This is a genomic window from Faecalibacillus intestinalis, from assembly GCF_003024685.1.
Classification (GTDB): domain Bacteria; phylum Bacillota_I; class Bacilli_A; order Erysipelotrichales; family Coprobacillaceae; genus Faecalibacillus; species Faecalibacillus intestinalis.
Genome location: NZ_PYLQ01000003.1, coordinates 134,490 through 158,032, shown reverse-complemented (window position 1 = coordinate 158,032; position 23,543 = coordinate 134,490). Strand labels below are relative to the sequence as shown.

The window sequence follows — 23,543 nt, the reverse complement described above, 5'->3', positions numbered from 1 at the left end:
CAATTCTCCTTACAAACAGCAAAATGCAATCAACGCATCTTTATGATTTATATTTTCTATTACTTCTTTTACATCAAAATCTATTAAAATAGGATTTAATATTTGTGATCTAACGTTATCTAAATAACCATTTTCGACTAATATTTTCTTTAAAACTTGTTTGCATTTAATAATCGTTGTATCACTCCAAGAAGCGACTGTTTCATTTTGCTCTTGTAGCCTTGTAAAAAACGAATTGAAATCAACTTTAGTTAAAGTAGTATCTTTTGTTCTAAATTTTTCGCCAATAACAGTAGTCATAAAATCCCAAACGAGTCGATAATAATTCATCATTAAAAATAAACATGCTTGTTTTGCTGCATCAGCTGATGCATTTGCTACAATATTAATAAGTTCATTGCTATTTGTTTCATGAAATCTCGCTAAGCAAACTTTTGTTATATTATTTAATGATTTTTCTGTAGGGTATTGAAATAAGTTTTTCGAAACAACCTCATCTATAATTTGTTTGTCATTCTTCCCTGCAATTAATAATTTTGCAACAATTCGCATTTCATGAAATAAAAATTGTTCTCTTGTAATTGTTCGATATGATGTATGAATATTCACTAATTTTCCCCTCTGCTTTCTTCAGGTAACACTTCTAAGATATCATCCATTTTACAATTAAGTGTTCGACAAATTTTCGATAATACATCTAAAGACACATTTTCGTTTTTAGAAAGCTTTGCCATCGTATTAGCACTTATTCCTGCCATCTTAGCAAATTCCATTTTTTTCAAGCCTTTATCAATTAACAGTTTAAAGAATTTATTATAATTCACATCCATTTTTCATTCCTCTGCCTTCTTTAAGATTTATAATTTAATTATACAATTATTTTATTTAAATATGAACAATCTTCCTTGCAGAAGTACAATATTTTTTTTATTTATGAAATTTATTTTTACAAATTAATAATTTTCGTTATTATTTCTAGTCAAATCAAATATCAATATTGTGTCATTTTAATAAGAAATAATTTCTATTTGTTGACCAACTTTCGACATATACCTTACACCTTTATTTAAATGTAATATTTTCAATATCTTCTTTCCATTTCACAACTGCATCTTTATTAGAGTTTTTCTTCCCATTATAATGAATCAAATATTGAATATGTGAAATAACGTGTGCTTTTGTCATAATATTTTTATCTATAATGAATGAAAGAATTTGGTATCTTTTTGCTGAAGATAATCCCTTTTGCTTAGAAACACTATATCCATATTTAGTAAGTATAGATTTAACATTTAAGGAGTTTACTTGTAAAGTCAAATTCGTATTATTTTCATCATAAAATTTTCCAAGAAAGTCATTTAGTGTAAGTCCAAGCCGTTTTAATTCTGCTAAAAATTGTTCATAATAGCAAAAATACATACCACAATTTCGACAATAAAACGCTATAATTTTTATTGTGCTATATTTTTCGAATTTCTTATCAAAATAAACCATTTGTATCTCATTTTCTATTACATTATGATGTTTGGTTGCATGATTATTTGATGATTTGATAAGTTGTAGCTTTTCTTTTGTTTCTTTTGAATTAAAAAACGCAAAATAATCATACGAATAATTATATTGTTTTATAAGTATTGGTTTCTTTTCTATATCATCATTATGTAATTGAAAATGAACAAGTCCATCTCTTAGTGTCGATTTACAATGAATCGCTTCTAATTCTGGATAGCTGATAACAGTTTTGACATTTTCTAAATATCGACTAGAGATTAGGTTATGTTTATATTTTATAAGATTCAATTCGGTAATTTCTCCATTTTTTATAGCGTGGAAAAAAGAAGGAGCTTTGCAACGAATAAATAGAACATCTCCCACATATTTGACAGAACAATTATTTTCTATTGCCGTTTTTCTTTTAGAAGTTTTATTATGCTTAGATTTTATATTGGTTTTATAATTATTCACTTCACTTTTAGAATTTTTGTCCGTTTTAAATTTATTATCCGATGTTTGTAATTGTGCTGTATAACAATCAGACATTTTTATTAGTTTAAAAACTATAAAATCAGTTTTGTTAAGAAAATCAGCAGCTGTAGTTTTTTCTAAATTCAATCGAATATAATTATTTAAAAATTGAACATTTTGCAATTTATAATAGTATGATTTACTTGCTGAGGTAAAACATATATTTTGTATTTTTGGAATAAGTGTTATTAATTTACTATTATATTTGATATTAATATTTTTTTGACAAAGCACTTTATCGATGACTTCTTTGTCACAGAAAAAATCTACTGAAGTTAAATTATTCTGTTCTTTTTGAATGGAATTCTTTAAATTCAAAAACAAATAACGTGTGCCACTATACAAGCTTGATATAGGAAAAAAGATTAAATGATTTGATTTAAATGCTATATTTTTTTTGAATGTAATTTTTTTTAATATTTTTCCAACTATGCAATTTTTTTTAGTAAAGCATTTTATTTTAATATCATTAACATAATAGATATCATTTTTATTAATAAGGTACTTAATGGTTTTTAAATTATCTTTTAATGTGTTTTTTTTTATATTTTTTGGTAATTCTATAAGAAAAACATCATTCATTATTTCTACATGAGAAGATATTAATTTATCACTATTTTCAAAATTAATATAAGATAAGTCTGTACTATTATGTTTGTTATCTTCTACTCTTTCAGAAAATTTTTCTTTATTCTTGAAAAATACTTCTTTCTCTTTTTCTAGAGATTTTTCCCATTCCTTTTTGGGCATAACATATTTTATACTTCTTGTGTACCCTTTTTCAGATTTCATAAATTTTGATTTAAACATGCAATAAACAGGATCTTTATCATCACAGGTAAATATCACCTCATTTTCATTAGCTAATTCATTAATATTAATCTCATAATACTCAGTTAATTCTTTTCTTTTATAAGTAGGTAATAAATCAATTAATTTTTTATTACACACATTTCCTTTTGAATCTATATATCCAAGTAAAACAAAAATTACAATTTTTGAATTTAATATTTCGTTATAAACCTTTTCAGATATTTCAAACTCTTTCATAATTTCACCTAAATTCTATTTAACTAATATCAATTATATCATTAAATTCTTCATTTTCATCATATCTTAGTAATTTCGTTTAAAGCTCTTTTTTAATAAATCAATAATTTCTTTAAATCAAAACACACCAATTATACTTGTTTTCTATCTCTTATACATTCCACACAGTGACATCAACAAACACCATATTGCTCTTAATGGCAAAATAATGATGTAAAAAAACAATTTAAATATTGTCCACATAGTCTATCACTTCTTTATTCTATATTCCAAATAACTGTTACTGTGTCTGTAACATCTATATCATCTATTTCTACATCTATTACATAATCAGATTCATCATTATCTTCTTCAAAGAACCATTTCTTGTTTTCAAATGGTGATGACGATATTCTAAGTTCACTCCACGAATAATCTATTGATAGAATATTTCCTAATTTAACACCTGAAGCATTTGCTAGAACAATTGCTTTTTCCTTAGAATTATTAATGGCGTTTTCTAATAATTTATTTTTATATTTTTCTGGATTTGATACTGTATATGATATAGAAAATGATGGATAAGACGTACTTTTAGATAATGTATATAAAACACGGCCTAGCATTTTATTATTTGCTTCAAATTCTATTTTCATCTTATGAATAAAACTATACCCTTTAAATTCTTCAACCCATTTATCATTTTTATCTCTATAACTATCATATTCTATATTGATATCAAAACTTTTTGTTTTGATATTTTTTCGTTCAAAGCCAATTTTTTCAAGTAATTCTTTTACTTCATTTGTCGCACTTGACGATCTTTTTAGTAGCTCATCGTATTCTTTTTTTATATCTTTTATTGATAAAGTTAACTCTATTAAATCTGGTTTGACTGCAAGTTTTCCTTTACCTGTTACTCTTATTGTTCTTTCCATAATATTTTTTCCTAACTAACATATTCTTTATAAACAAAATGTCCTTGTTCCTTTCCTAAATGATTAATTAAACATTCTTCTAATGGTAGATTTTGTATTGATGCTTCTTCAATATAATGTCTAATATGAAGATGTCTTGATTTTAGAAATCTTTCATGAGATTCATATTTATCATAAATATGATGAATTTTTGCAATACATTGGTGATATTCATAGAAAGCATCTTCTTTATTTTCAAAAGATCCAACATGTGTTCCAGAATAATAAAGTTCGTAACTCATTTGATAAATATCAAATTCAATAAATGTTTTAACCATACCAATTGTATTAATATATTCTTCTACAACAAATAATTTCTTTTCATTTTTACTTAAAGCATTTTTCAAAGAATCCATACATGTATAACTTAATATTTTCTTTCTTAAAGAATCATTTGTCTTTGACATAATAGAAAGGTAATCCTCATTTCCTTCATTATAATAATAACAAAATGATCCTGGATGTCTTGAAACTAATTGTTTTGGATATTTTTCTTTTAAATATAAGATACTTGCATCATAACCTCTATCTTTTGAACAAATGACAATTCTTGTTTTCTTTGAAACATAAGAAAGTAAATTTGTAAGTTCTGCAACAATACAAAAATCCATAATATTTTTCGTTATACATTCTTTTCTGATATTTGAAATATTGATAAGTTTTATATGTTTATTATTTTTATAGTCTTCATCAATATACGGATCACTAATAAAAAGATAAACTAATGTATGCTTGGGTATTTCTTCTGGTATTTGATAACCAATATTTTCACTATCCACTAAAACAATTTCTTTAATCAAATGATATTTGATTTTATTTATGATTCTTTTTAACATGCAAATCCCCCTTTTCTTTGAATCTATTATATAATGATAAAAAAGCTAATACCGTCTTATATAAGCAGGTATTAGCGAATGTTTTCGTTTATGATATTGATACGAGGTGATTTAAATGAATAGAAATAAAGATCATGATTCATATATTAAATATATATCTGTGATTGATTTAATTATTAAAAATAGTGATGAAAAAAATCCAATCACGATTAATCAAATTCAAGATTTGATTTATGATAAAGGCTATGATTTTAAAATAGACTTTAGAATCGTTAAAAAATTTGTAGAAAACTATAATAATTATTATGAAGATACAATCATTAAAACTTATAAAGAAGGAAGAAATAATTACTTTTATTATGAAAATCCAAATCTAGACTTAATGGAAGCCAAAGCGATTATTGATCTTGTTTATAGTTCTCATTTCTTTACTTTAAAAACAAAAGAAAACTATAAAAAAAGAATGCAAGATCTATTTAGTATTCATAACCAAGCTTATTTTCAAAAAAGACTAAATCTGCATGTTGTTAAAAATGAAAATGAACAAGTTTTCTATCAAGAATTAGAAGTCATTACCAAAGCTATCAAAGAAAAGAAAAAAATTCGCTTTGAATATCAAAAACCTTCTTTAACATTTAATGAAAAACATAAATTAACCGAATTAGCTCCTATCGATACTGTCTTTTCTAACAATGAATATTATCTTTTATGTCAAGGTGCAAAAGATCCAAATACATGCATTCAATATCGTTTAGACTATGTAAAAAATGTTGAGATCGTTAAAGATAGTGATGTAAAGTTTGATGATTATCAATTAAACTCATTTGAAAAGAAGCTCAATAATATGACGTACATGTATGGTGAAGGAAAAATCGAAGTTATTGAACTTGAATTTACACCAAATGTCTATTCCAATATGATTGATAAATTTGGTAAAAATATTCATCCAAAAAAAATAAATGAAAATCTTTATTGTGTCCAAGTAAGACACATTATAAATAGTACATTTTATTCATGGATCATCGGTTTTGGTGGACGTATTCAAATTGCAGATAATGATGTACATAAAAAACAATTTAGAGATTTTTTAATGGAAAATTTTATAAATAAAAATAATGCTGATTAAAACGTATTCAGCATTTTTTCATCTAATATACTTATAACAGGTGTTTTACAATTACACTGAAAATCCATTATTTTTCAGTGTAATTGTAAAGATAGAGCAATAAAATATTCATCAATATTTATAGCTTCTTCAATTGCAACAGCAATGGCAACAGTAGCTCCAACACAAAAAATTCTTCTTATTAAAAAAGAAGTGTTTTTCACACTTCCTAAGCATTTTCTTTTTTCATTTTTTTACTTAAATAAATATAGAAACATACATTTAGTATAATACCAACAATTGTCGCAATTGGTGCAGCTAAACCAATATTTGTTAAATTTGCATGAGGTTGAATTGACATATAGTAAGAAAGTGGTAAACGTACAAGAAGTGTTTGAATAAGTCCTTGTACCATGACCCATACCGTTTGATAATGACCGTTAAAATAACCAACCATACTAAATAATACTGCTGTTACAATTGTTTCAATAGCAAATCCTTTTAAATAAGCATACCCTTGTAAAATAACGGCTTTTTCTGTTGTAAAAATACTTGTAAGTAAATCTCCTTTAAATAAAACTGAGATAAAAACAACAACACCAATTATTAAGCCAATACCCATTCCTGTAAACATTGCATGTTTTGCTCTTTTTTCATCACCAGCACCCACATTTTGGGCAACAAAAGAAGCCATTGATTGCATTAATGAACTTGGTACTAACATGGCAAAGTTAACGATTTTACAAGCAACACCATAACCGGATGATGCTTCTAATCCTAAACGGTTAATAAAAGCACATAAAGCTAAAAATGAAATTTGTGTTAAACATTCTTGAAGCGCTAATGGTAATCCAATTTTTAAAGCTTGAACACAATGTGGATTGATTTTAAAATCATGCTTTGTAATTTTAAATGGTAATTTTCTTTTAAATAATAACATTAAAGCAAACACAACACTGATTGCTTGGGCAAAGACAGTGGCCATGGCGGCTCCTGCTGCATCTAAGTGTAATCCTGCAACAAGAACTAAATCACCAATAATATTAATAACACAGGCAACTGCCACAAATAAAAGAGGTGATTTACTATCGCCTAAACCTCTAAAGATTGCTGATAATAGATTATAAGCAACAATAAAGAAAATACCTGCCCCACAAATTCTTACATAAGTAGCAGTTAAACCAAGTGCTTCTTTAGGTGCTTGCATTAAAGTTGAAATTGGTGATGCTAACGTAATCATAACTACAAATATAATTGCAGAAATAATTGCAAAAACTACCGTTGCTCCTCCTATTAAAGCACCAATCGAATTCATTTTCTTTTCACCAATATATCTTGCAATTAAAACTGTAATTCCCATCGCAAATTGTGTTACCACAAATGTTATCAAGTTTAAAACTTGACTTCCTGTAGAAACTGCTGAAAGTCCTGCTGTTGTTCCAAACCTTCCAACAACAAGTAAATCAACCGCTCCATAAGCCGCTTGTAAAATAAGCGCACCTAAAACAGGAATCATAAACAACGTTAATTTTTTTAAAATACTTCCCTGTGTAAAATCCGATTTAGAGTGATCCATTATTTTTCTCTCCCTTCACACATAATTTCATAAAACTTTTCAATAGTTTGAATCATACAATCTGCTTCATCATTAGAAACATGATTCAAACACAAGGCTAATTTTTGAAAATAATCTTTATTGTATTTTTCAAAAATCATTTTTCCTTCTTTTGTAACGGTCACATAAGTGACACGTCCATCATGTTTAGCTGTTTCTTTTTTTAAATATCCTTTTTCTTCCATTGCATTAATTGTACGTGTAACTCCCGGACGAGGAAGATTTAAAACTTCACTCACATCTGAAACCTTCACTTTTTGATTTTTTTCTTCAAGTTCGATAATCGTTTCTAAATAACGTACATAGGATGGTAAAACTCCTTCAGGAAGTTTAGGCAACATATCTAAAATCCTTTTAGCCATGTAACAGCTATCTAACATTTCTTTTACTTTTTCGCTTTTCATTAATTTCTCCTATTAATTACCAATGTTAATTATCATTGGTAATTATATAATTATAAAAAAGATTGTCAAGAAAAAAGATACTAACAAATTGTCAATATCTTTTAATCGTTACGCTCTATAGAAAACCCAAATAACATCACTTTTTAATCTTCATCTAAAATAGAAGTATTAGTAGCTAGACCATCAATAAAATCCATGTGTTCTGCACGAAATTCTTCATATAAAATTTCACAAATTACTTTTAACTTTCCTTCCTTATAAACATCTTCTAAAGCTTTACAAGCAATTTTATTTCCTTCTAGATAACGATCATCGCTTTGATTGACTTTCTCCTAAGGTTAAGCTCTATGAATAATCATCCTATCTAAATAACCTAGTCCCGTTGTTTCAATGGTTTGGACAATACTTTCTTTGGTTACTTGACATGTTTACGGATATCTTTGCCTATACCTTTTTCATTACCATATGATTGTCCTATATCAAAATGATGATAACCTAACTTTATATTTTAATTTCAATGTGAATAAAATGTGCATAATGTGCACAACTTGTGAAAATCTATTTTATTATATGTGCCGTAATAATGGTATAGCTTGTTGCATTAATTGTTATTTTTATAGCACCATTTTCAATATACCAGTTTTTCCCTTTACGATATATCAAACTCTTTTTATCTAAAACTTTATTCTTACAAAATTCTACAACATCTTCTTCAATTCCTAAATTTCTTTTAATTCTTGATATACCTAAATATGTTGTGTGAATTTTGTAAATATTTATTAACAATTCATTCTTTTCCATTTTTATTACTTGTCCTTTTTAAAATAGTATCCTATTGCTTCCCATTAACATTCCTAAACTTAAATAACGATCTTTTGATATTTGTTTCTTTGTATTCATCAAAATAACAATGACAACAATTAATAGAAATTCTTTCATACACTCACCCAATCTTTTGTTTTCTTTTACTAATCATTAAGGTAATCAAAACAAAGCTTAAGGTAAATCCTAAAACAATAATACCATTAATAATTATTGGTTGTAATGTTTCTAATTTAAAATATTCTAATGTTTTAATAAGTTCATTATTTTGTACAAAATAATACGTTGGTAAAATATGAGCAATCTTTAAAACATAACTTGGCATAAATGACATTGGCACAAAGCATCCACAAAGAAACGATGTTCCTAAAGCAACAACATTGACAATACCTCCAATAGCTTGCTTATTATGGGTAATAGTTCCAATTAAGAATCCTACGGCCAAACTACATATTGAAAAAACAAATGAATTTGAAATATAAGCAATCCCATTCCCACTTAACATAATTTCTTTAAATAAGATAAAACTAATAATCATATAGGCTAACCATACAATAAAAGAAGCAAGACCTAATGAAGCAAAAACAATCCAATTATATTTACGATATGAAAAACTGCTCATAATTGTTCTTTTACGTACACCCTCTTGATTTAAACTTGCAAGAATCATTGTCATACAATAAACTCCCCCAGCAAGTAAGGCATAGTTTAAGAAATTAAAATAAACATTCACTTGATTCAATTTAGAACTATCTAAGGATGTGTTGAGGTTTACTTTTGTTTTTTGGTTAATCACTTGTTTGACTTTTTGATTTAAAGCTTTACCTTGATAATGCTCTTTATAAAGATTTACTGTCTTTATATATTTTTCAATTAACATTTGGGTAAAAGATGCATTTTCATTACCATTTGATTTATATTCAATCGTTGGATTTTTATCATTTACAAGATCATCACCAAAGTTTTCAGGAATATACACAACATAACTTATATCACGATAAAACAATACATCGTCTACTTTTTCTTGATCATTGATGTCAATATCTTTTAATGTCGCTTGTTCTTTTAAATACGAAACAAATCCTTTGGTTATTTCATTGTTTTGATCCTTATTTACAATCAAAATATCTGGTTTTGTTGCCTCATAATGATTCATATTACCAGAAGTTGTATTAAATAATGTAATTGCAAGTAAGATCACTGTATAAAGAATTAAGTTTCCTTTTAATTTATTTAAGATTTTAAAAACGGTACTAAATATAATCATATCGTTCCCTCCTTAAAGCCCTAAAAGAAATAAATAAACATACAATAATAAATACTCCTAAACAACAAATATCTCTGATATATCGATTAAATGTATTGTAATAATATAAAGCATAAAAACCATCGGTAATCAAATTATTAGGATTGATAAGATTAACAATAGGTATATTTTTATCAATAACATATTTTAAAGTAACACCCATCATTCCAGATAGAACCGAGAAAAACATAGAAATCGCAATATTAATTCCTGTTTTTGCTTGTTCAGAAACTCTAAAAACAGAAGCAATAAATATTCCCATCGAAATACCTGCTAAATCACCAACTAAAGAAAGAATGATTATATAAAGCCATTGACTACCAAATTCTACATTTAAACCAAATTTTAAAAAGATTAAAAGAATTGCTAAACCAACAAGGCTTACTAAATAAGAACCTAGTGCTGAAGATAAGACAAGTATTCCTTTTTTATTTGGTGAAACAGAAACTCTTTTCCCTTTAGCGGACATATTCGCCAATTGATTATTAATAGCTGTTAAACCTAACATCCCACCATACATACAAGCCATGGCAATTAAGGTATAATATTCAATTTGCATATAACTTAAATGACTACTTGATGTGTCTTTTAAAGATACTTCTTGGTTATTGAGCTTTTGAAGAATATCATGTACAATTTGTTGAACATTAAAATTATAGTTTCCTTGTTGTATTTCATCTTCAATTTGTTTCTTTGTTAAATCTTCTATCATCCTCTTATTTTGTTTAATTTCATCCATAACAAATTGCAAGATTGTTTGTTCCATACCATTTTCTTTAATCACAATTTGTGGTTCTTGTTTATTAAAGAGAACATATCCTTCTATTTCATTATCTTCTAAAAGCTGATTCGCTTCTTTTTTATTTACAAAATGAATATGAAATAACTGATCCTTATTTTTTTTATCAGAAAGCTCTTTAAAGGTTTCTTGATAAATTGTTTGGTTTTGATATTCCTTATTGTCAATAACTGCAATATCAAAAACTTGTAAAGCTTCGTCTTTTTCAATATTTTCAAAAGCCATGTGAAAGAAAATACCTAAAATAATAGGAAAAGCAAACATCCAAAAAATAAGAACTTTATTTTTAAAAAGTATTTTAACTGTATACTTTAGATTATGAATAAACATCAATCCCTCAATTCCTTTCCTGTTAATTTTAGGAAAACGTCATTAAGAGTTGGACCTACACGTTCAATCTTTTCCTCAATATTTGCTTCTTTCTTTAATTCATCACTTGTTCCTTGAGCAATAATCTTTCCTTTATCTAAAATAATAATACGATCACAAAGTATTTCTACTTCTTCCATATAATGTGTTGTATAAACAATTGTAGCCCCTTGATCTCTTAATTTTTTTATACCATCTAAAATATGATTACGACTTTGTGGATCAACTGCAACTGTTGGTTCATCTAAAAAAATCAGTTTAGGCTTATGGGCAATCCCACAAGCAATATTTAATCTTCGAAGTAAACCTCCGGAAAGTTGTTTAGGTAAGAACTTTTTAAAATCATTTAATCCTACTAAGTTAATTGCATCATCAACATATTGTTTTCTTTGTTTTTTATCTCGAATATATAAACCACAAAAATAATTAATATTATCATAAACATTCAATTCATCAAAAACAGCTACTTCTTGAAAAATAACTCCTATCTTTGCTTTTAAATCATAAGAATCAGGTTTCATCTCTTTACCAAAAACCTTAATAAATCCTTCTTGATATTTAAGTAATGATAAAATAGAGTTAATAGTTGTACTTTTTCCACAACCATTAGGTCCTAATAATCCTAAAATTTCTCCTTGATAAACATTAAAGGATAAATCATCAATTGCTTTTAAATTTTTATACTCTTTTGTAAGATGTGAAACCTCTATTACTTTTTCCATCATTCTTTTCCTTCCTTATTCTTTTTTGCAAGTTGTACCAAAATTTCTTCTTTTACATTTCCTTTTTTTACTTCATAAAGAAGCATTGAAACATATTGATCCTTCAACAAATCTATAATTTCTTCATCATTAAATTCAACGGTCTGATTGGCTGCTAAACTAGCAATCCCATTGACATATAACCACATTCTTAAATGGAATTGTTTGGCATCTTCATTTGACATACCCGTTTGTTTAGAGATTGTTTCAAGGATTGTCTTTGCTGATCCTGTTAAATCAATAAAATCAAATGCTCCTTCATTTATTTTTCGGTTAAACATAATTTTAAATAATTCATGCTCTTCCTTAGCAAAACGAATATAATTGATTCCAATATCCTTGTATTCTAATTGACCTGTTTCACTTTTTAAAACTTCTCGATCAAAAATCTTTACAATTTCATCTATCACATCTTTTTTTAAAACATCCATATTCTCATAAATATAAAAAAGTGGTTGTGTTGAACAGCCCAATTTCTTTGCAATCTTTCTGGCATTTAAAGCATTGAGTCCTTCATGGCTAATAATCGAAATACTTGCTTTTAAAATATCTTCTTTTTGTATTTTTCTTTTTGCTGGCATAAAAGCCTCCTTTCTATAACTAACGTTATATATAACTCTTGTTATAATTATAACAATATCTTCTTGTCATTGTAAAGAAAAAAGGATATTTCAAAATATCCTAACCATTTAAATAAGCTGCTTTTAATAAGTTTTGTACAACTTCATTTTCACTTTTATATAATTGTTGTATTGTTCCTTTTTCTATGATTTTTCCATCATTTAAAACAAGAACCTGATGGCAAAACTCATGAACCAATGAGAGATCATGACTAACGAAAAGAATAGCCATATGATATTTATAAACACATTGTTTTAATAATTCGATAATATCTCTTTGAATCACTTGATCGAGACTGCTGGTAATTTCATCACAAATAAGTAATTGGGGTTGTATAATCAATGCTCTAGCAATTGATATTCTTTGTAACTGTCCTCCACTTAATTCATGAGGATATTTTCCCAAACAAGTCTCATCCATACCTACTTGTTCTAATATCTTTTTAATAGCAGTCATCGCTTCTTTTTTATTTAAATGATAAAAATAATGATAAGGTTCATAAAGAAACTGTTTGATTTTCATTCGTGGCGAAAAGCTTTCAATTGGATTTTGAAGAATAAGTTGTATATCTTTACGACTCTTTTTAAAATCAACTGTTTTTCCTTGATATAATAAAGAACCTGAAGAAGGTTTTTCAATACCTGAAACAAGTCTTGCAAGGGTACTTTTTCCACATCCACTAACACCAATAATACCAACAACTTCACCTTCATCAATGCTAAAATCAAGATGATTTAAAACAGTCTTATCGTATTTTTTTGTAAGATCTTTAGCTTCAAATAAACGCATTATTCTTTTCCTTTCATAATAGTGACTTTGTATAGGGATGCTTAGGAGCATTAAAAAGAGTCTCTACATTTCCTTTTTCTACAATCATTCCATCTTTAATAACAACTATTTGATCTGCAATATAACGTGCTACTTGAATATTATGTGTTACAAACACAAAAGTTGTTTGTTTTTTTAAATTTAAAAGATAATCTAAAATTTGTTTTTGAATAACGACATCTAAACTGCTTGTCGGTTCATCAGCCAAAACAAGTGAAGGTTGTAAACATAATACTAAAGCAATCATCACTCTTTGAGCCATTCCTCCTGATAATTCAAAAGGATACTTGTTTAAAATAGTTTTTTCTAGCCCCATTTGTTTTAAATAATGAATAGCTATTTCTCTTGACTGTTTTTTAGAATATTTAAAATGAGTATGTAAACTTTCATAGAAATGTTCTTCAATATTTTGATAATCATCAAAATAAGTTAAAGGATTTTGAAAAATCATGCCTATTTTTTTCCCTCTATAACAATCTAAATCCTTTTCTAATAAATTATCTTCTTCAAATAAAATTTTACCCTCTATAATTTTTGCATCATCACTTAACAATCCCATTGTTGCTTTAAGTAATGTTGATTTCCCACTACCACTTTGACCGACAATAACTGTAATTTGATTTTTAGGAATCATTAAATCTATATGATGTAAAATTTCTTGTTCATTATAAGTCAATGTTAAATTTTGATAATTTAATATACTCATTTAAGATCAATATCCTTTGTAATCATATAATAATCAACCGGATGGCAAATAGCTCCTTTGACCTTAGAAGAAGTTACCGTATTTAAAGGAACATAAGAAACATAAATATTGGCAGCATCATCTAAAATCATTTCACTTGCTTGAATAGCAAGTTGTTGTCTTTGTTTTAAATCATAAGTTGTGGAAAATTGTTGAATCAAATTATCAAGATTTGAGTTTTTATAACGTCCTGTATTACTTGAACCCGTTGATAAATAACGTTGTTGAATAAAGATTTCTGGATCACCTGTAGGTGCACTTGAATCATTAGCCGAACATAAATCAAAAGTTCCTGCTGCTTTAATATCATTCACATTTTCAACTTGATTAAGTTTAATTTTAATACCAATCTTTTTTGCTTCACTTTGCATAGATTGCGCAATAATATTTGCATCTGCTGAACCATGATCCGCGCTTTCATAATAATTTAAAATGATTTCTTGTCCATCTTTTTCTCTGATACCATCATTATTCGTATCAACATAGCCCGCTTCATCTAAAAGACGATTGGCTTCTTTTAAATTAAGACTATAGCCATTAGAAACATCTCCATAAGGTAATGCACTTGAATAAAGACCAGTTGCTTCTTTTCCCCCAATCAATTTAACAATACTTTTACGATTTACACTATAAGATAAAGCTTTTCTAATCGTTAAATCACTTAAAAATGTTGTTTCATTATTCATATAAATAACATTTGTACGTGGCCCTAAAACTTCTAAAACCTGATAATCTTTATTATTTCTAAATAATTTTAAACTTGAATAATCAATCGTATTAGCAAGATCAACTTCACCCGATTGTAACGCTAAAACACGTGCATCAGAATCTGCCACTTGACTAAAATGAACATGATCAAGTTTTGCTTTACCATCGTAATATTTTTTATTTTTGCTTGTATCGATTGTTTTTTCTGAAACAAAATCATCCACCACAAAAGGGCCGGTACAAATTGGATGACTCGCAATATCTTCTTCACTTTGACTTGCATCATAAATAGTAAAGAGTGGTTCACAAAGATTATTTAAGATTGCCCCACTTGATTTATTTAAATAAAGATAAATATCTTGCCCCTTTGCTTCAACATGATTTAAATCAAAATAATCAATCGCTCTTGTATTTTTTTCAAAAGCTCTTTCTAAACATGATTTGACATTTTCTCCTGTTACTTTTTTACCATTTGAAAAAGTAATAGAATCTTTTAAAGTCAATTTCCAAGTTGTATCATCAATTTGTTCATAGGATTTTGCAAGATATGGTTCCACTTCATATTTTTCATTAAGTTTTAACAATGTTTCTCCTACCCCAATACGACTTAAAACCCAACCATCATAATTATTTGTAGGATCTAAAGATGTTGAAATCCAAAACATAGCAGCATTAAGTGTTTTACTTGATTCATTTTTGTTTGAATTAGAACATCCACATAAAGTTGTTAACATAAATAAACAAAGTAATAATTTTATTTTCTTCATAACTTCTCCTCATAATGTTTAGGATCTAAATAATCCCTTATATCTTCTGATAATAAATTAAAAATAAGCACACAAATAAATAAAACAAGCCCTGGAAAAAACATCATCCAAGGAGCCACTTGCATAAATTGTTTACTTTCATAAAGCATCGCTCCCCATTCAGGTTGTGGTGGCTGACTAGCAAGTCCTAAAAAGCTTAAACCTGCAAGTGAAATCATCATATTTCCAATATCTAAAAAAGCTGTTACAAGTATTTGTGATAAAATATTAGGTAATAGATAACGAATGATTCTTTGCAGTGGTGGGACACCCGACATTTTAGATATCACTAAATAATTCTTTTTCTTTTCTTGTTTGACAAGAGCAAGAGTCAATCTTGCATATTTTGTCCACCAAATAAGTGCTAAAGCAAATACTGTATTAAAGAGACCTGCCCCGACGATTCCTACTATTGCAATGGCAAAAATCGTATCAGGAAAAGCAAGTAATCCATTAATTATATTATTAAAAAAAGATTCAACTTTATCATTAGACAAGCCTGCAATTAAGCCAACAATCATTCCAATAAAAACAATTAAAAACAACATCAAAAAAGTCAAACCAAAAGAAGTTTTTGCACCACAAAGAATACGACTAAAAACATCTCTTCCTAATTTATCTGTACCAAAAATATGTAAGAAACTTGGTGGTTGTAAAGAGAAATCATAATTAACTTTTAAAGGATCATAAGGCGCTAAAAAAGAACCAAATAGAGCAATAAGTAATAATAAAACAGCAAGACCAATCTCAATTTTTAACTTTCTTTTCATTGAAACGCCTCCTTAATCGTGGATTTAATACTTGTTGAAAAATATCAACAAATAGATTAACAAAAACATAGATCAATGCCATATAAATTGCATAAGCTTGAATAATTGGATAATCACGATAACGAATAGCTTCTACAACCATGTTACCTAAACCTTGATATGAAAAAATCGTTTCAATAATTGCCGTTCCACCAAGTAAATGTCCAATAGAAAGACCTAATAAAGAAGAAAGTGTCGTAAAAACATGAGGTAAAACATGCTTTAATAAAATTTCTGATTGTTTCATTCCTCTTGCTTTGAGTCCAATAATATAATCTTGATTTAATTGTTCTAAAATAGCATTTTGAATCATTCTTGTATAAGAACAAATCAGCGGAAAACTTAAACAACAAACAGGTAAAACAAGACCTTTTAAACTACTTCCACTAATAACAGGAAACAATTGAATCTTTACTGAAAAAAGCAGAATTAAAAGAAGCGCTAACCAAAAATTAGGTAAAGATAAACCTAAAAAAGAGATATTTTTTAAAATAGAATTAATCAAACTATGACGATGAGTAGCACTATAAATTCCTAAAGGAATCGAAAAAGCTAAAACAACAACAAATGAAAACATCGCTAATTTTAAAGTATTTGGTAACTTTGATAACATTTGTTGATTCACATCTTGTCCATAATGATAAGAATAACCTAAATCACCATGAACAAAATCATTCAACCAGTCAACATAGCGAACAACAATATTTTTATCGAGACCCATTTCATGTCGTGTTTCATTTAAAACTTCCTCGCTAGGTGTAATTCCTTTAGATAAATAATACATTTCAGCACTATCACTTGGTGCCAAATTTGTCATAATAAAGGTAACAAGTGTCACCAAGAAAAGAACTGAAAATAATGATAAAATTCTTTTCATTATTTAATCGCATGTATTAAGAATTGACGAATCAATTCTTTTCCTTCCTTTGTTTTTTCTTTTGAAAGTATTTCACTTTCAATTTGTTGAAAACCGATTTCCTTTAGAATTTTTATATCATATTGAGGTCGTAAAACATAAGATAACTTTAATTCTTTAGCAATATTATCAATAATAGAAACATCAATTCCTTCCATATGTTGATGATCACTATGCCCTGACCTATTATAATCTCGATCTTGATAGTGATAATAATGATTACCATCAACATTTAAAAGATGCCCTTTATTTTTCAAGACTCTCAATATTTCCTTATAAGCTTGTACTGGCTTTTCTAAATTCCATGTCACATTACGTGTGATAACCAAATCAAAAGTTTCATCCTGAAAAGCTAAATTTTGAACATCCATTTTTTGAAATTCGACATTCGCTTTAAATTTACCTGCATTATTTCTTGCTTCCTCCAACATTTTGTCACTGTAATCAATACCGATAACTTGACATCCATAATTTGTAAGCATAACAGAAAAAAATCCTGGGCCACACCCTAAATCTAACACTTTCATTCCTTTATTTATTTTTAGATAACGATTTATTAATTCTATCCATTTTTCTTGATCATGTAAAAGTTCTTCTTGGTTATCCAAAGAATAACCAAAAGAACGTTGATTCCAATAATCTGCAATTTTATTTAACTGACTTGTCATAAATTCTCCTTTATTTAACAAGATGATATATTTCCTGTAAAGAACATTGATGTTTTAACGCTAATTTTTTAGCACTTTCATATTCTGGATAACATCTTTTTTCACCATCAATTTCTACTTCTTTTACTTGAAGTTTTCCAAGAGGTGTTTCGATTTCTTTAATTTGTCTTTTTAAAACAGTTCTTTGTTCCTTACGATACCGAATACCAATAGTTGTTGTTTGCGTAAAAATCACTTTTTGTAAGAGACCCATCTTTTCTTCATTACAAACGACCGTCAAGCGATAAGCTGGTCTATTTTTTTTCATAAAGATAGAAGTAAAGAAAACATCTAAAGCTCCCTGATCTAAAAGCTGTTCCATTACAAAACCTAGCATTTCTCCACTACAATCATCAATGTTGGTTTCCATGACTATAATTTCGTTTTTTTTTTAATTTCTCCAAGGGATACTTTTAAAACATTTGGAATTACCAAATCTTTTGTACCCGTTCCCCAACCTACTTTTTGAACATTCATAGCAGGCATTGTAGTAAATTCACTCGCAATTTCTGCGATGATTGCAGCACCTGTTGGTGTAACAAGTTCTGTATCTACATCAATTTGTCGAGTGATAGCATTACTTGCTGCAAAGATTTCAGATGTTGCAGGTACAGGGACAGAAATCATTCCATGAGCACATTCAATAAATCCATAACCATCATTAACGACACTACTATAAATAACATCCGGATTAATTTTACATAATAAAATCGCTGTTCCAATAATATCAACAATAGAGTCAATGGCTCCTACTTCATGAAAATGAACATTTTCTAATGTTTCATTATGAACTTTGCTTTCAGCTTTGGCAACTCTTAAAAAGATACGTTTAGCCAAATCTTTTGCTTTTTCGTCAATTTCACTTTCATCAATAATTTTATTAACATCGAATAAATTACGATGTTCATGATGATGGTGATGAGCGTGTTCATGATGTAAGTGTTCATGCTCATGTTCATGATGATGTTCGTGTTCTAAATGAACATCAACATAAGTTCCTGTAATCCCATTTTTCTTTTCTTTAGAAATATGGATATGATACCCATCTACATTTAATTTTTTTAATTCATTAACTAAATAATGAGGGTCATCAATCAATTCAGATAACGCTCCTAAAGTCATATTTCCACTAATTCCACTACTACAATCAAAATATAATACTTTCACTATTTCTTTCCTCCTAAACAATTAATGGTATGAGCCATAAATCCTGCCCCAAATCCATTATCAATATTAACAACACTAACCCCACTCGCACAGCTATTAAGCATCGCAAGAAGAGCTGATAATCCTTCAAAATTAGCACCATAACCAATGGATGTCGGTACAGCAATAACTGGTTTATCCACAAGTCCTCCAACAACGGAAGCAAGGGCCCCTTCCATTCCTGCACATACAACTAAAACATTTGCACTTTGAATGATATCTAAACGATGAAACAAACGATGAATACCGGCAACACCCACATCACTGACAAGTTCAACTTCGTTACCTAAAAATTGAGCTGTAAGCATAGCTTCACGAGCAACTGGCAAGTCTGATGTTCCCGCACAAACAACAACAATTTTTCCTTTATTGATTTCTTTTTGATCTTCATCGATATAACAAATGTGCGATAAAGAATCATAAATCATTTGTGGAAATTCTTTTAAGATAGCTTCACTTTTTTCTTGGTCGACACGTGTAATTAAAATAGAATGGATATCATGGTCTAACATATTTTTTACAATCCCAATAATTTGTTCTTTGGTTTTACCAGCACCATAGATTACTTCATTATTTCCTGTTCTTTTTTTTCGATTATAATCAATCGTTGCATAATCTAAGGGTTGTTCAATCAGTTTTTGAGCTTGTTCAATTGTTAGTTCATTATTTTTAACCTTTTGTAGAATTTCTAGTGTTTTCAATATCATAACCTCCACTTCTAATTCCTTCTAAATCAAGTGTTACAAATCTAAATCCAAGATTTTTAATATTTTGAATCAATTCTTTATTTTCAATGATTTTCATAAAATCTTGTGGTTCAACTTCAAGACGTGCCACATCTCCATGTACTCTTAAACGTACATGAAGCATTCCTAAATCATGTAAATATTTTTCACCTGTTTCAACAAGTTTTAATTTTTCTAAAGTAAGCTCTGTATTGTAGTCAAAACGAGAAGCCAGACAGGCATTGGATGGTTTATTATAAGTAACAATACCAAGCTGTTTAGAATAATCTCTAATTTCTTGTTTTGCTAAATCATTGTTCGCTAGAGGTGAAATAATACCTAATTCTTCACAAGCTTTTAATCCTGGTCGATACACTTTTTCATCATCTTTATTTTTCCCATCTAAAACATAAGCAAAGTCATGTTCTTTAGCAACGGCAATAACTTTTGACATAATGCTTCTTTTACAATGAAAACAACGATCTTTATGATTAAAATGAAAAGCTTCTACGTCTAATGGATTGACTGATAAAACCACATGATTTGAATCTTTTAATTGTTCAAGAGCACCTTCAATGTCTTCTTTTGACATCATTGCTCCTCGACATAAAACAGGTAAAACATTTTCTTTTCCTAATGTTTCAAGAGCTACATGGAATAAAAAGTTGGAATCAACACCCCCACTATAAGCAATCGCAACTTTTCCATAATTTCTTAATTCTTCTTGTAATAATTCTAATTTATTCATATAAATCTCCCTAAACTCCTCTATGACTTCTACTTAAAGGCTTCATTTAACATTGAAAAAAGTTATATTTATTATTTTACTCAAAAAAATATCGTATACATAAGTAGTTTATAGTTTCAACTATAATCGATACTTCATGTATACGATATCCTCTATTTTTCTAATTTTTCAATCATAACAACAAGGTCATCAATATATTCAGATATTGATTTTGATGCAACACCTACGACTTGAGCACTGCATTTAGAAACAGGAATAAAATATTTACGCGCTTCACTTTCTCCAATAGCTTTTGCCATAGCTGGTGTAATTTCACCATACATTGAATTTGCAAAAGCAACTCCAATCGGACCAACAACAATAGAGGCATGTTTAACATTATAAACAACAGCATTTTCCCCCGTTGCAATAATATCAGCACCACCCTTTTTTAGCTGTGTTGTTGCCATACTATTGGTTCCAACACCAATGATGGTATATTCTGGATGCTTTTCTTTTAAAACTTGTATAATATTTTTTCCAATTCCGCCACCTTGTCCATCAATAACAACAATTTCCATTTTCCCTCCTGATATATAATAAACTTCTTGTTTATTTTCGATTTCGTATCTCTATATCTTATTTATGAGAATAATCAGTAATTTCTTGCATATGTTTACTCTGTTGAACATGAAATGGACATCGTTTATCACAATGGTGACAAACAATACAATCACTTGCTTTTAAAGCTAAATGATGATAATGATCTGTAGCAAGTTCATCTTTTAAACGAGCAAGATCATAATATTATTAATCAAGGTAGTGTCTAACCCTTTTGAACAAGGATGACAATGTTTATAATAAACAAATTAATTACAATTTTCTAATATTGGAAATATTTTTAAAATTGAATAATCTTTTTCTACATCAGATACTTCTAAATAATGAAGAATACGTGTTAAATCATCATTTCTAATTCCTGGCAAAACTGTTAAAATAGACAGTTTATCTAAAGCATACTGCATATATTGAGTTTCTGTCAAGGCTTAATGAAATGGTGACTCATCTTCTTCTCAAAGTTTTCCTCCACAAAAGGCTTTCATTACAGTAATACCTACGCCTTCTTTTTTAAGACAACGATATAAATCCATACGTTCATCAATGGCGAAGTCTTCAAACTTCAAATCATAAGTTGAATCAATACTAAACATGTCAATATCTAAAACTTGATGAACAAGTTTTAGCGAATGTGATGATAAATCAATATGATAAATAATTGCTTTTTTTAATCTAATATATAATCTAAAGCACCATAATAGGTTTTAAATTCGTTGTCCAACCGTACTCTTCTGATGAATATTCAACACTAAAATGAATTTGTAAGTAAATTTGATTACTTCTTGACTTACTTATTCTAAAGAACCTACCCCTAAACTAATAATATTTATTTCTTCATTTCTATGTAGCAATTTTCTATATTCCGTTATTTTTCAAAATGACCTGCAACATCTTTTAAATATTGAATAATTGATAAATGTTGTGGACATACGCCTTCGCATTGACCACATTCAACACAGTCACTGGCTTTACCAAATGTTTTTGTTAAGTTGTTGTAGTATTCTCCTTGTGGTGTCCATCCTTTTTCTTCTACTTCTTGTAAATCTGCATTATATAATGAGAAGTATTTTGGAATGGCAATATTCATAGGACAACCATCAACACAATAAGCACATCCTGTACATGGGACAGTAATTGTTGAATTAATGGCAGTAACCGCTTTTTTAATTAAAGCATATTCTTCTTCATTTAATGGTTTAAAATTTTCCATATAACCTAAGTTATCTTCTAATTGTTCCATATTAGACATACCACTTAAAACCATCATAACGTTTTCTTGACTTGCTGCAAAACGAATAGCCCAAGAAGGAATTGACATATCCGGATGATATTCTTTAAACATCTTTTCAACTTCTTCTGGTACTTTCGCAAGTGTTCCACCTTTTACAGGTTCCATAACGATAACAGGTTTATGATGTTTTGTAGCTACTTCATAACATTTTCTTGATTGAACGCCAACACTGTCCCAATCAAGATAGTTGATTTGTAGTTGTACAAATTCAAATTCTGGGTGTTCTGTTAAAACTTGATCAAGCAATTCAGGACCATCATGATAAGAAAAACCAATAGTTTTAACTAAACCTTTTGCTTTTTTATCTTGTATCCAGTTAAAGCAATCTAATTCATTATAAACTTCAATACTATGGGTATTGATATCATGTAATAAATAGTAATCAAAATAATCAACACCTGTTTTTGCACATTGTTCATTAAAAATACGATCACGATCTTCTTTTGTTTTAATAAACCCTGAATGTAATTTTGTAGCAAGTGTATAAGCATCTCTTGGATAACGTGAAACTAATGCTTCTTTAGTCGCATTTTCGCTATTAAATCCACAATACATCCATGCTGTATCAAAATATGTAAAACCTCTTTCAATAAATGTATCAACCATCTTTTTGGTTTGTTCAATATCAATTTTTGAAGCATCATTTGGATCTAACGATGGTAAACGCATTAAACCAAAACCTAATTTCTTTTGACTCATTTCCTTTTTCCTCCTATTTATTTTCCTTAAATTAGCCTTCAAGTAAGTATTCTTACCTTTTATTATTTTATCATTCTTGCATAGTTGAG

At 28.1% G+C, this 23,543-nt stretch carries 28 protein-coding genes; 1 reads left to right on the top strand and 27 read right to left on the bottom strand.

Features of this window, described 5'->3' with window-relative positions; translation table 11 throughout:
• Positions 1 to 9 precede the first annotated feature (9 nt).
• From C7U54_RS03860 to C7U54_RS03840, 5 genes are all read right to left on the bottom strand, one after another.
• On the bottom strand, positions 10 to 609 hold the full coding sequence (locus tag C7U54_RS03860) for a DUF1819 family protein (RefSeq protein ID WP_107029375.1): 600 nt from the start codon (positions 607 to 609) through the stop codon (positions 10 to 12).
• Positions 609 to 830 carry a helix-turn-helix domain-containing protein gene (locus tag C7U54_RS03855; RefSeq protein WP_107029374.1) on the bottom strand — a complete coding sequence of 74 codons (222 nt, stop codon included), beginning with the start codon at positions 828 to 830 and terminating at the stop codon, positions 609 to 611. The genes C7U54_RS03860 and C7U54_RS03855 overlap by 1 nt, the downstream gene beginning before the upstream one ends.
• 232 nt (positions 831 to 1,062) lie before the next feature.
• On the bottom strand, positions 1,063 to 3,075 hold the full coding sequence (locus C7U54_RS03850; protein WP_107029373.1) for a hypothetical protein: 2,013 nt from the start codon (positions 3,073 to 3,075) through the stop codon (positions 1,063 to 1,065).
• Between the two features lie 257 nt (positions 3,076 to 3,332).
• On the bottom strand, positions 3,333 to 3,992 hold the full coding sequence (locus tag C7U54_RS03845; protein ID WP_107029372.1) for an SIMPL domain-containing protein: 660 nt from the start codon (positions 3,990 to 3,992) through the stop codon (positions 3,333 to 3,335).
• Between the two features lie 11 nt (positions 3,993 to 4,003).
• Positions 4,004 to 4,867, bottom strand: coding sequence for a hypothetical protein (locus C7U54_RS03840; RefSeq protein ID WP_107029371.1), 864 nt, complete (start codon positions 4,865 to 4,867; stop codon positions 4,004 to 4,006).
• Between the two features lie 115 nt (positions 4,868 to 4,982).
• On the opposite strand from C7U54_RS03840, the gene C7U54_RS03835 reads away from it, so the two are divergent.
• Positions 4,983 to 5,993 carry a WYL domain-containing protein gene (locus C7U54_RS03835; RefSeq protein ID WP_107029370.1) on the top strand — a complete coding sequence of 337 codons (1,011 nt, stop codon included), beginning with the start codon at positions 4,983 to 4,985 and terminating at the stop codon, positions 5,991 to 5,993.
• 74 nt (positions 5,994 to 6,067) lie between these two features.
• Here the strand turns inward: C7U54_RS03835 and C7U54_RS15385 are convergent, their stop codons facing one another.
• The 22 genes from C7U54_RS15385 to C7U54_RS03745 form a co-directional block, all read right to left on the bottom strand.
• Complete coding sequence (locus C7U54_RS15385) at positions 6,068 to 6,196, bottom strand: hypothetical protein (protein ID WP_277738083.1); 129 nt, start codon at positions 6,194 to 6,196, stop codon at positions 6,068 to 6,070.
• Positions 6,197 to 6,201: 5 nt separating this feature from the next.
• A complete protein-coding gene (locus C7U54_RS03830; protein ID WP_107029369.1) occupies positions 6,202 to 7,548 on the bottom strand; it encodes an MATE family efflux transporter in 1,347 nt (448 codons plus the stop codon).
• Complete coding sequence (locus C7U54_RS03825; RefSeq protein ID WP_107029368.1) at positions 7,548 to 7,991, bottom strand: MarR family winged helix-turn-helix transcriptional regulator; 444 nt, start codon at positions 7,989 to 7,991, stop codon at positions 7,548 to 7,550. Before C7U54_RS03825 ends, C7U54_RS03830 begins: the two co-directional genes overlap by 1 nt.
• A 558-nt stretch (positions 7,992 to 8,549) precedes the next feature.
• Positions 8,550 to 8,792 (bottom strand): DUF3781 domain-containing protein, encoded by a 243-nt coding sequence (locus tag C7U54_RS03820; RefSeq protein WP_107029367.1) that lies wholly within the window; start codon positions 8,790 to 8,792, stop codon positions 8,550 to 8,552.
• 142 nt (positions 8,793 to 8,934) lie between these two features.
• On the bottom strand, positions 8,935 to 10,080 hold the full coding sequence (locus C7U54_RS03815; RefSeq protein ID WP_107029366.1) for an ABC transporter permease: 1,146 nt from the start codon (positions 10,078 to 10,080) through the stop codon (positions 8,935 to 8,937).
• Positions 10,067 to 11,248, bottom strand: coding sequence for an ABC transporter permease (locus tag C7U54_RS03810; RefSeq protein ID WP_107029365.1), 1,182 nt, complete (start codon positions 11,246 to 11,248; stop codon positions 10,067 to 10,069). Before C7U54_RS03810 ends, C7U54_RS03815 begins: the two co-directional genes overlap by 14 nt.
• Positions 11,248 to 12,009 carry an ABC transporter ATP-binding protein gene (locus C7U54_RS03805; protein WP_081918938.1) on the bottom strand — a complete coding sequence of 254 codons (762 nt, stop codon included), beginning with the start codon at positions 12,007 to 12,009 and terminating at the stop codon, positions 11,248 to 11,250. Before C7U54_RS03805 ends, C7U54_RS03810 begins: the two co-directional genes overlap by 1 nt.
• A complete protein-coding gene (locus tag C7U54_RS03800; RefSeq protein ID WP_107029364.1) occupies positions 12,009 to 12,629 on the bottom strand; it encodes a TetR/AcrR family transcriptional regulator in 621 nt (206 codons plus the stop codon). The genes C7U54_RS03805 and C7U54_RS03800 overlap by 1 nt, the downstream gene beginning before the upstream one ends.
• A 100-nt stretch (positions 12,630 to 12,729) precedes the next feature.
• Positions 12,730 to 13,458, bottom strand: coding sequence for an ABC transporter ATP-binding protein (locus tag C7U54_RS03795; RefSeq protein ID WP_158560045.1), 729 nt, complete (start codon positions 13,456 to 13,458; stop codon positions 12,730 to 12,732).
• A gap of 13 nt (positions 13,459 to 13,471) precedes the next feature.
• On the bottom strand, positions 13,472 to 14,203 hold the full coding sequence (locus C7U54_RS03790) for an ABC transporter ATP-binding protein (protein WP_022001589.1): 732 nt from the start codon (positions 14,201 to 14,203) through the stop codon (positions 13,472 to 13,474).
• On the bottom strand, positions 14,200 to 15,717 hold the full coding sequence (locus C7U54_RS03785; protein ID WP_107029362.1) for an ABC transporter substrate-binding protein: 1,518 nt from the start codon (positions 15,715 to 15,717) through the stop codon (positions 14,200 to 14,202). The genes C7U54_RS03790 and C7U54_RS03785 overlap by 4 nt, the downstream gene beginning before the upstream one ends.
• Positions 15,714 to 16,526: an ABC transporter permease gene (locus C7U54_RS03780; protein WP_022001587.1), complete on the bottom strand. Its 813-nt coding sequence runs from the start codon at positions 16,524 to 16,526 to the stop codon at positions 15,714 to 15,716. Before C7U54_RS03780 ends, C7U54_RS03785 begins: the two co-directional genes overlap by 4 nt.
• Positions 16,504 to 17,442 (bottom strand): ABC transporter permease, encoded by a 939-nt coding sequence (locus tag C7U54_RS03775; protein WP_022001586.1) that lies wholly within the window; start codon positions 17,440 to 17,442, stop codon positions 16,504 to 16,506. Before C7U54_RS03775 ends, C7U54_RS03780 begins: the two co-directional genes overlap by 23 nt.
• On the bottom strand, positions 17,442 to 18,149 hold the full coding sequence (locus C7U54_RS03770; protein ID WP_146137616.1) for a class I SAM-dependent methyltransferase: 708 nt from the start codon (positions 18,147 to 18,149) through the stop codon (positions 17,442 to 17,444). The genes C7U54_RS03775 and C7U54_RS03770 overlap by 1 nt, the downstream gene beginning before the upstream one ends.
• 10 nt (positions 18,150 to 18,159) lie before the next feature.
• Complete coding sequence (gene larC2 / locus C7U54_RS15505; protein WP_022001584.1) at positions 18,160 to 18,558, bottom strand: nickel pincer cofactor biosynthesis protein LarC2; 399 nt, start codon at positions 18,556 to 18,558, stop codon at positions 18,160 to 18,162.
• Positions 18,559 to 18,560: 2 nt separating this feature from the next.
• Complete coding sequence (gene larC / locus C7U54_RS15500; protein WP_256186556.1) at positions 18,561 to 19,355, bottom strand: nickel pincer cofactor biosynthesis protein LarC; 795 nt, start codon at positions 19,353 to 19,355, stop codon at positions 18,561 to 18,563.
• Complete coding sequence (larB, locus tag C7U54_RS03760) at positions 19,355 to 20,101, bottom strand: nickel pincer cofactor biosynthesis protein LarB (RefSeq protein ID WP_227359135.1); 747 nt, start codon at positions 20,099 to 20,101, stop codon at positions 19,355 to 19,357. The genes larC and larB overlap by 1 nt, the downstream gene beginning before the upstream one ends.
• A complete protein-coding gene (gene larE / locus C7U54_RS03755) occupies positions 20,064 to 20,867 on the bottom strand; it encodes an ATP-dependent sacrificial sulfur transferase LarE (protein WP_107029359.1) in 804 nt (267 codons plus the stop codon). Before larE ends, larB begins: the two co-directional genes overlap by 38 nt.
• Before the next feature lie 152 nt (positions 20,868 to 21,019).
• Positions 21,020 to 21,427 carry a DUF3842 family protein gene (locus C7U54_RS03750; RefSeq protein WP_022001580.1) on the bottom strand — a complete coding sequence of 136 codons (408 nt, stop codon included), beginning with the start codon at positions 21,425 to 21,427 and terminating at the stop codon, positions 21,020 to 21,022.
• A 288-nt stretch (positions 21,428 to 21,715) separates the two neighbouring features.
• The gene (locus tag C7U54_RS14555; RefSeq protein ID WP_155522446.1) at positions 21,716 to 21,871 is read right to left on the bottom strand and encodes a hypothetical protein; all 156 of its coding nucleotides are present in this window, start codon (positions 21,869 to 21,871) and stop codon (positions 21,716 to 21,718) included.
• A gap of 48 nt (positions 21,872 to 21,919) precedes the next feature.
• The gene (locus C7U54_RS14550) at positions 21,920 to 22,057 is read right to left on the bottom strand and encodes a hypothetical protein (protein ID WP_155522445.1); all 138 of its coding nucleotides are present in this window, start codon (positions 22,055 to 22,057) and stop codon (positions 21,920 to 21,922) included.
• A gap of 272 nt (positions 22,058 to 22,329) precedes the next feature.
• The gene (locus tag C7U54_RS03745) at positions 22,330 to 23,454 is read right to left on the bottom strand and encodes an aldo/keto reductase (RefSeq protein WP_107029358.1); all 1,125 of its coding nucleotides are present in this window, start codon (positions 23,452 to 23,454) and stop codon (positions 22,330 to 22,332) included.
• Positions 23,455 to 23,543: the final 89 nt, after the last annotated feature.